General features: G+C 73.6%; 9 protein-coding genes. 8 read left to right on the top strand and 1 reads right to left on the bottom strand.

Features of this window, described 5'->3' with window-relative positions; translation table 11 throughout:
- Positions 1-230 precede the first annotated feature (230 nt).
- The 3 genes from Q0112_RS15545 to Q0112_RS15535 are packed head-to-tail and all read left to right on the top strand — an operon-like array spanning position 231 to position 3198.
- A complete protein-coding gene (locus Q0112_RS15545; protein WP_297976864.1) occupies positions 231-1580 on the top strand; it encodes an MATE family efflux transporter in 1350 nt (449 codons plus the stop codon).
- A gap of 44 nt (positions 1581-1624) precedes the next feature.
- Complete coding sequence (gene msrA / locus Q0112_RS15540) at positions 1625-2275, top strand: peptide-methionine (S)-S-oxide reductase MsrA (protein ID WP_297976866.1); 651 nt, start codon at positions 1625-1627, stop codon at positions 2273-2275.
- Between the two features lie 50 nt (positions 2276-2325).
- Positions 2326-3198: a 50S ribosomal protein L11 methyltransferase gene (locus Q0112_RS15535; protein ID WP_297976862.1), complete on the top strand. Its 873-nt coding sequence runs from the start codon at positions 2326-2328 to the stop codon at positions 3196-3198.
- Positions 3199-3215: 17 nt separating this feature from the next.
- On the opposite strand, the gene Q0112_RS15530 is transcribed toward Q0112_RS15535, so the two are convergent.
- On the bottom strand, positions 3216-3437 hold the full coding sequence (locus Q0112_RS15530; protein WP_297976861.1) for a DUF1127 domain-containing protein: 222 nt from the start codon (positions 3435-3437) through the stop codon (positions 3216-3218).
- A 215-nt stretch (positions 3438-3652) separates the two neighbouring features.
- On the opposite strand from Q0112_RS15530, the gene ruvC reads away from it, so the two are divergent.
- The 5 genes from ruvC (at position 3653) to Q0112_RS15505 (ending at position 6775) form a co-directional block, all read left to right on the top strand.
- Positions 3653-4159: a crossover junction endodeoxyribonuclease RuvC gene (gene ruvC / locus Q0112_RS15525; RefSeq protein WP_297976859.1), complete on the top strand. Its 507-nt coding sequence runs from the start codon at positions 3653-3655 to the stop codon at positions 4157-4159.
- Entirely contained in the window at positions 4156-4809 is a 654-nt protein-coding gene (gene ruvA / locus Q0112_RS15520) for a Holliday junction branch migration protein RuvA (RefSeq protein ID WP_297976857.1), read from the top strand. Before ruvC ends, ruvA begins: the two co-directional genes overlap by 4 nt.
- Before the next feature lie 3 nt (positions 4810-4812).
- Positions 4813-5847: a Holliday junction branch migration DNA helicase RuvB gene (gene ruvB, locus Q0112_RS15515; RefSeq protein ID WP_297976855.1), complete on the top strand. Its 1035-nt coding sequence runs from the start codon at positions 4813-4815 to the stop codon at positions 5845-5847.
- A gap of 254 nt (positions 5848-6101) precedes the next feature.
- Complete coding sequence (locus tag Q0112_RS15510) at positions 6102-6383, top strand: hypothetical protein (RefSeq protein ID WP_297976852.1); 282 nt, start codon at positions 6102-6104, stop codon at positions 6381-6383.
- A 104-nt stretch (positions 6384-6487) separates the two neighbouring features.
- On the top strand, positions 6488-6775 hold the full coding sequence (locus tag Q0112_RS15505) for a hypothetical protein (RefSeq protein ID WP_297976850.1): 288 nt from the start codon (positions 6488-6490) through the stop codon (positions 6773-6775).
- Positions 6776-6802: the final 27 nt, after the last annotated feature.

Genomic DNA, 6802 nt, shown 5'->3' with positions numbered 1-6802 from the left:
ACCGACTGGACCCCGATCTCGACCCGCTGGCCGCAGTTCGCCGAGGAGATCGACGAGAGCGATCCCTGGCAGTTCGAGAACGTGCTGGCGACCTGACCCGAGAGGCGCGATCGGAGGATTTCGCGCGCGAAACTATAGGTAACTACATGTTATCAAAAGGAATATACTTGTTAAAACTTCGTTGCACGCATTTCGGGGCCCGAGGCGGCCGCTTCCGCCCGGCCGCCTGAGTGGCACGCGCCCGTTTCACCGAAGGCTCGACGCTGCGCCACGTCGTGGTGATGACGCTGACCGGCGCCATCGGCCTCACCTTCATGTTCCTGATCGACGCGGCGACGCTCTTCTGGGTCTCCCGCCTCGGCGACGAGCGGCTGGTAGCGGCGCTCGGCTTCGCCTGGACGGTCATCTTCTTCATCATCTCCTCCGGGATCGGCATCGCCATCGCCGCCACCGCGCTCGTCAGCCGCTCGCTCGGCGAGGGCGACATCGCCGGCGCGCGCATCGGCGCGACCTCGGCGCTCGTCATCACCTTCCTGGTGCAGGCGGCGGTCGCCGCGCTCGTCGTCGCCTTCCGCGATCCGCTGCTCGCGCTGGCCGGGGCGCGCGGCGAGGCGGCGGCCGAGGCGAGCCGGTTCCTGCTCGTCACCTCGCCGGCCATGCCGTTCCTCGCGCTCGGGATGACCGGCGGCTCGATCCTGCGCGCCGCCGGCGACGCCTGGCGCTCGATGTCGGTGACGCTGGTCGCCGGGCTGATCGCCATGGTGCTCGATCCGATCTTCATCATCCTGCTCGACTTCCGCCTCGAGGGCGCGGCCTGGGTGATGGTGGCAGCGCGCGGCACCTCCGGCCTCCTCGCCATCTGGTACCTGCTGCGCCCGCACCGCCTGCTGGGGCCGGCCCGCCCGCGGCAGATCGCCGGCTTCGCGCGCCCCTTCTTCCTGATCGCCCTGCCGGCCAGCGTCACCCAGCTCTCCACCCCCTTCGGCAACTACCTGCTGACCAGCCTGATCGCCGCGCATGGCGACGGCGCCGTGGCCGGCTGGGCGGTGGTGACGCGGATGACCGTGCTCGCCTTCGGCGGCATCTTCGCGCTCTCCGGCGCGATCGGCGGCATCCTCGGGCAGAACTACGGCGCCCGCCTGATGAGCCGGGTGCGCAGCACCTACCGCGACGCCCTCCTCTTCTGCGCCGCCTATACCGCGGCGACCTGGGCCATCCTCTTCCTGCTGCGCCACCAGATCGTCGCGGTCTTCCGCCTCGGGCCGGAGGGCGCCGAGGTCTTCCTCGCCTTCGTCGGGCTCGCCGCCGGCGGCTTCGTCTTCACCGGCGCCCTCTTCGTCGCCAACGCCGCCTTCAACACGCTCGGCCGGCCGCTGCGCTCGACGCTCTTCAACTGGACCCGCGACGGGCTCGCCATGTACCCGCTCGCCTGGGCGCTCTCGAACGCCGTCGGTGCGCCGGGCGTCGTCTACGGCCAGGCGCTGGCCGGCGTCGTCGTCGGCACGGTGGCGGCGGTCGCCGGGTGGCGCTTCGTCAAGCATCTCGCCCCGCCCGGCCGCACCTTGGAAAGCGGCGCGTGATAGCTAGATTCCGCTGCACCCGCAAGCGAGAGGCGCCCCCGATGCTGTTCGACCTCCTGAGCAAGAAATCCGCCCTGCCCGCCCCCGGCGAGGCGCTGCCCGGCCGGCCCGACCCGATCCCGACCGCCGAGACGCATTTCGTGAACGGCCACCCGCTCAAGGGCCCCTGGCCCGAGGGGCTCGAGCAGGCGGTCTTCGGCATGGGCTGCTTCTGGGGGGTGGAGCGGCTCTTCTGGAAGCTGCCCGGGGTCTGGGTTACGGTCGCGGGCTATGCCGGCGGCGCGACGCCGAACCCGACCTATCGCGAGGTCTGCAGCGGGCAGACCGGGCACACCGAGGTCGTCCTCGTCGTCTACGACCCGAAGGAGACGAGCTACGAGACGCTGCTCAGGACCTTCTGGGAGGGGCACGACCCGACCCAGGGGATGCGCCAGGGCAACGACCTCGGCACCCAGTACCGTTCGGCCGTCTACGCCTTCACCCCGGAGCAGCGCGCCGCGGCCGAGGCCTCGCGCGCCGCCTACCAGGAGCGCCTCGCCGCCGCCGGACACGGCCGGATCACCACCGAGATCCGCGACGCCCCGCCCTTCTTCCACGCCGAGGACTACCACCAGCAGTATCTCGCCAAGAACCCCGGCGGCTACTGCGGCATCGGCGGCACCGGCGTCTCCTGCCCGATCGGCCTCGGGGCTTGACCGCGCGCCCGCCGCGTCGCTAAGCGCGGGCGTCCAACCGGAGACCCGCGATGCCGCTTTTCCGCGCCACGACCGCGCTCGAGGGCGAGGCCCGCGCGCGCGCCCTGCGCGACGCGCTCGACACGCTCGATCCCGCGCCGCTCGCGAGCGATCTGCACGACCACGACGACGGCAGCGGGCTCTGGGACGCGGACGGGCTCTTCGACGCGCCGCCCGATCCGGCCGGGCTCGCGCTCCTCGCGCGGCTCCACGGCGCCGCCGACTTCGCCGTCACCCGCGTCGAGGACCGCGACTGGGTCGCCCAGGTGCGCGCCGAGCTCACCCCGGTGCATGCCGGGCGCTTCGTCGTCCACGGCAGCCACGACCGGGAGAGGATCGCCGTCAACCGGGTGCGCCTCGAGATCGAGGCCGCCCAGGCCTTCGGCACCGGCCATCATGCCACGACCCAGGGGTGCCTCGTCGCGCTCGAGCGGCTGGCGCGGCGCGGCTTCGTGGCGCGGAGCGTCGCGGACATCGGCGGCGGGACGGGCGTTCTCGCCATGGCGGCGGCCTCGGTCTGGCCGGCGGTGGCGATCGCGGGCGACATCGACCCGCTCGCGACGGCGACCGCGCGCGAGAACGTGGCGGCGAACGGCCTCGGCGGACGCATCGCCTGCGTCACGGCCGCCGGCTTGCGCCACCCGCGCCTGCGCGCCGGCGCGCCTTACGACCTCGTCTTCGCCAACATCCTCGCCGGGCCGCTGCGCCGGCTGGCGCCGGAGGTCGCGGCGCACCAGCCGCCGCACGGCATGGCGATCCTGTCGGGCATCCTGGCACGGCAGGCTGCGGCGGTCAGCGCCGTCTACCGCGCCTGGGACTACCGGGCCGAGCGGCCGGTGCGGATCGGGGAATGGGTGACGCTGGTGCTCCGGCGCGGCGGCTGACCGCGCCGGACCTCGCCTCAGCGGCGGGCCAGGCTGTCGGCAACCTCGGCGATCGCGCCGCGGACCAGGCCGATGTCGGCAAGCTGCTGGTCGGAGAGCAGCAGCAGCTCGCGTCGGGTGACGCGGGCCTTGTGCCAGGCGGCGACGGCATCGAGCGCCCGCTGCGCGAGCTGGACGACGCGGAGCGTGGTGACGGACCCGAGCGGGGCGGCGGCCGGGGATACTTCAGACGCGTACATTCTTCGAAACTCTCTCTCGTGCGGGAACCGGCTGGCCCGGCCTCCTCGCAGGCGGATATATGATGCGGCGCAACATGGCGGACAACGGCGATTCCTGCATTGCAGTCATGCGTTTCCTGCAAGCGGCGCGATGCGGGGCCCGCACGCGGCGCTTGGCGGATGTTCTCTCTTCGTGCTAAGAGGCGGGCGAGGCAGCGGAGCAGAACGGACCGCCAATGCGCGTCATCGGAATCGACCCCGGGTTGCAGCGGACCGGCTGGGGCGTCGTGGACGTCGAGGGGACGCGGATCCGCCACGTGGCGAACGGGGTCTGCCGCTCGGAGGGGAGCGACCTCGCGACGCGGCTCTGCAGCCTGCATCTGGCGCTGACCGCGGTCATCGCGGCCTGGCGGCCGGCGGCGGCGGCGGTGGAGCAGACCTTCGTGAACAAGGACGCGGCCGGCACGCTGAAGCTCGGGCAGGCGCGGGGGATCGCGCTGCTCGTGCCGGCGCAGGCCGGGCTGCCGGTGGCCGAATATGCCCCGAATGCGGTCAAGAAGGTGGTGGTCGGCGTCGGCCATGCCGACAAGGTGCAGGTGGCGCACATGGTGCGGATGCAGCTGCCGGGGGTCGAACTCGCCGGGCCGGACGCGGCGGACGCGCTGGCGATCGCGCTCTGCCACGCCCATCACGCCCGCTTCCGCGGGCGCCTGGCGGCGGCGCTGGCGGGGGCCGGGGCATGATCGGCAAGGTGAGCGGGCGGCTCGACTACCGCGGCGCCGACCATGTGCTGATCGACACCGGGAGCGTCGGCTACATCGTGCACTGCTCCGACCGGACGCTGGCGGCGATGCCGGCGCCGGGCGAAGCCGTGGCGCTCTACACCGATCTCCTGGTGCGCGAGGACCTGATGCAGCTCTACGGCTTCCGCACGCTGGCCGAGCGCGAGTGGCACCGGCTGCTGATGACGGTGCAGGGGGTGGGCGCCAGGGCGGCCCTCGCCATCCTCGGCGCGCTCGGGCCGGAGGGCGTGGCGCGGGCGCTCTCGCTCGGGGACGCCGCCGCCATCCGCGCCGCGCCGGGGATCGGCCCGAAGATCGCCCAGCGGGTGGTGCTCGAGCTGAAGGCCAAGGCGCCGGCGGTCATCGCCATGGGCGCGCACGGCGCGGCGCCGGCCGCCGGCGAGGCGGCGGCGATCGCGCCGCGGACGCCGCGCGCGGCGCCCGTTACCCCTGCGGCCGGCGACGCGCAGGCACAGGCCGACGCGCTCTCCGCGCTGGTCAATCTCGGCTACGGCGCGGGCGAGGCGGCGGCGGCACTCGCCGCGGCTGAGGCTGTGGACGCCGCCGGACTGATCCGCGCGGCGCTGCGCGCGCTGGCGCCGAAGGGATAGCGGATGGCCGGTCCAGACCCCGCGCTCCGGCCCGAGCCGATGCTGGAGGACGCCGACCGCGCGCTCCGCCCGCAGTCGCTCGACGAGTTCGTCGGGCAGAAGGCGGCGCGGGCCAACCTGCGCGTCTTCATCGAGAGCGCCCGCCGTCGCGGCGCGGCGATGGACCACGCGCTCTTCTACGGCCCGCCCGGCCTCGGCAAGACCACGCTGGCGCAGATCATGGCGCGCGAGCTCGGGGTGAACTTCCGCATGACCTCGGGGCCGGTGCTCGCCAAGGCCGGGGATCTCGCGGCGATCCTGACCAACCTCGACGCCCGCGACGTGCTCTTCATCGACGAGATCCACAGGCTTTCCCCGGTAGTGGAGGAAATCCTTTACCCCGCGCTCGAGGACTTCCAGCTCGATCTCGTCATCGGCGAGGGCCCGGCGGCGCGCACGGTCCGGATCGAGCTGCAGCCCTTCACCCTGGTCGGCGCGACGACGCGGCTCGGCCTCCTCACCACGCCGCTGCGCGACCGCTTCGGCATCCCGACCCGGCTCGAGTTCTACGACGTCGAGGAGCTGGTGCAGATCGTGACCCGCGCGGCGCGGCTGATGAAGGTCGGCACCAGCCCCGAGGGCGCGCGCGAGATCGCCCGGCGGGCGCGCGGGACGCCGCGCATCGCCGGGCGGCTGCTCCGCCGGGTGGCCGACTTCGCCATCGTCGAGGGCGGCGGCGAGATCACCCGCGAGATCGCCGACCGGGCGCTCGGCCGGCTCGGCGTCGACGACCTCGGGCTCGACGGCGCCGACCGGCGCTACCTGCAGCTCCTCGCCGAGAACTACGGCGGCGGCCCGGTCGGTGTGGAGACGATCTCCGCCGCGCTGGCCGAGGTGCGCGACGCCATCGAGGAGGTCATCGAGCCCTTCCTGCTGCAGCAGGGCCTCATCCAGCGCACCCCCCGCGGCCGGATGCTCGCCCCGCGCGCCTGGACGCATCTCGGCCTCGCGCCCCCGCGCGCCGCCGGCGAGACCGGCGATCTCTTCGACGGCGGCTGACCGCCCCGGGCTCGGCGGCCCGCCCGCGGCATCTTCGGTCCGCAAATATCCTCGGGGGTGAATTGGCCGAAGGCCAAGAGGGGGCAGACGGCCCCCTTCTTCCGGCCGGGGCCAAGCCACCGATCGCAGACGGACATGGCCCGGTTCGGCGGAGGATCGCCGCCGCGGACGGTTCGTGTTGCCGTCCGGCCCCGGGGTTTGCTACCCCGGAGGGGCCCGCTTGCGTTGCGAGCCACGGGCCTGGAGGGACAAGAATGACCAGAACGAGCCTTGCTCTGACCCTGATCGTGCCGATCGCCATCGCGGCCTGCGCCAAGCAGGAGCCGCCGCCCCCCGCCCCGATCCTCAACCCGGGCGAGCAGGCCTGCATCGCGCAGGGCGCCGCGGCCGCCGGCGTCGATCCCGCGACCGTCACCGCGACCGCCGTTTCCTCGACCAAGCTCGGTGATACGATCTACAGTGTCGTCGCCGGCGGCGTCGGCTACAACTGCGTGGCCTCGCCCGACGGCACCGTCACGAGCTTCCAGCCGCAGTGACGCGGCACAGGGCTGGCCCGGTCGGCCCCGGAACAGCCTTTCCGGCCCCGCCGTGGTGCGGGGCCGGCTTGTCTTGTCGCAAGGGCGTGCGGCGCGAGCGGAGGATGACCATGCGCATGGCGGGGCTGCTGCTGCTTCTGGCCGGCTGCGCCGCGGCGCCGGCGCCGGCGCCGGAAAGCCATGCGGCCGAGGTCGCGGCCTGTGCCGCGGCGGTGGCGGCACACGTCGGCAAGGACGTCGGCGCGGTCTCGGCGACCTGGACCGGAACGACCGGGACCGGCCTGGGGCTCGTCACGGTGACCGATGCGCAGGGCGCCGGCGGCGAGCGGGTGCATACCTGCGAGGTCGACGGCGCGGGCCGCGTCCGCGCGATCAGGCACACCGGAGCATGAGCCTCGAGTACCGGCTGCGCGTCTACT

It is taken from the genome of uncultured Amaricoccus sp. (assembly GCF_937858865.1).
In the GTDB taxonomy this organism is placed as follows: domain Bacteria; phylum Pseudomonadota; class Alphaproteobacteria; order Rhodobacterales; family Rhodobacteraceae; genus Amaricoccus.
Note: the sequence above shows the minus strand (reverse complement) of the source record. Positions and strands in the feature narration are given on the sequence as shown.

Bases quoted from the DNA above. Each gene is read 5' to 3' on its own strand.
- Q0112_RS15535 (WP_297976862.1), top strand. From the start codon at position 2,326: ATGCCGCTTTTCCGCGCCACGACCGCGCTCGAGGGCGAGGCCCGCGCG.
- Q0112_RS15530 (WP_297976861.1), bottom strand. From the start codon at position 3,437: ATGTACGCGTCTGAAGTATCCCCGGCCGCCGCCCCGCTCGGGTCCGTC.
- ruvC (WP_297976859.1), top strand. From the start codon at position 3,653: ATGCGCGTCATCGGAATCGACCCCGGGTTGCAGCGGACCGGCTGGGGC.
- ruvA (WP_297976857.1), top strand. From the start codon at position 4,156: ATGATCGGCAAGGTGAGCGGGCGGCTCGACTACCGCGGCGCCGACCAT.
- ruvB (WP_297976855.1), top strand. From the start codon at position 4,813: ATGGCCGGTCCAGACCCCGCGCTCCGGCCCGAGCCGATGCTGGAGGAC.
- Q0112_RS15510 (WP_297976852.1), top strand. From the start codon at position 6,102: ATGACCAGAACGAGCCTTGCTCTGACCCTGATCGTGCCGATCGCCATC.
- Q0112_RS15505 (WP_297976850.1), top strand. From the start codon at position 6,488: ATGACCATGCGCATGGCGGGGCTGCTGCTGCTTCTGGCCGGCTGCGCC.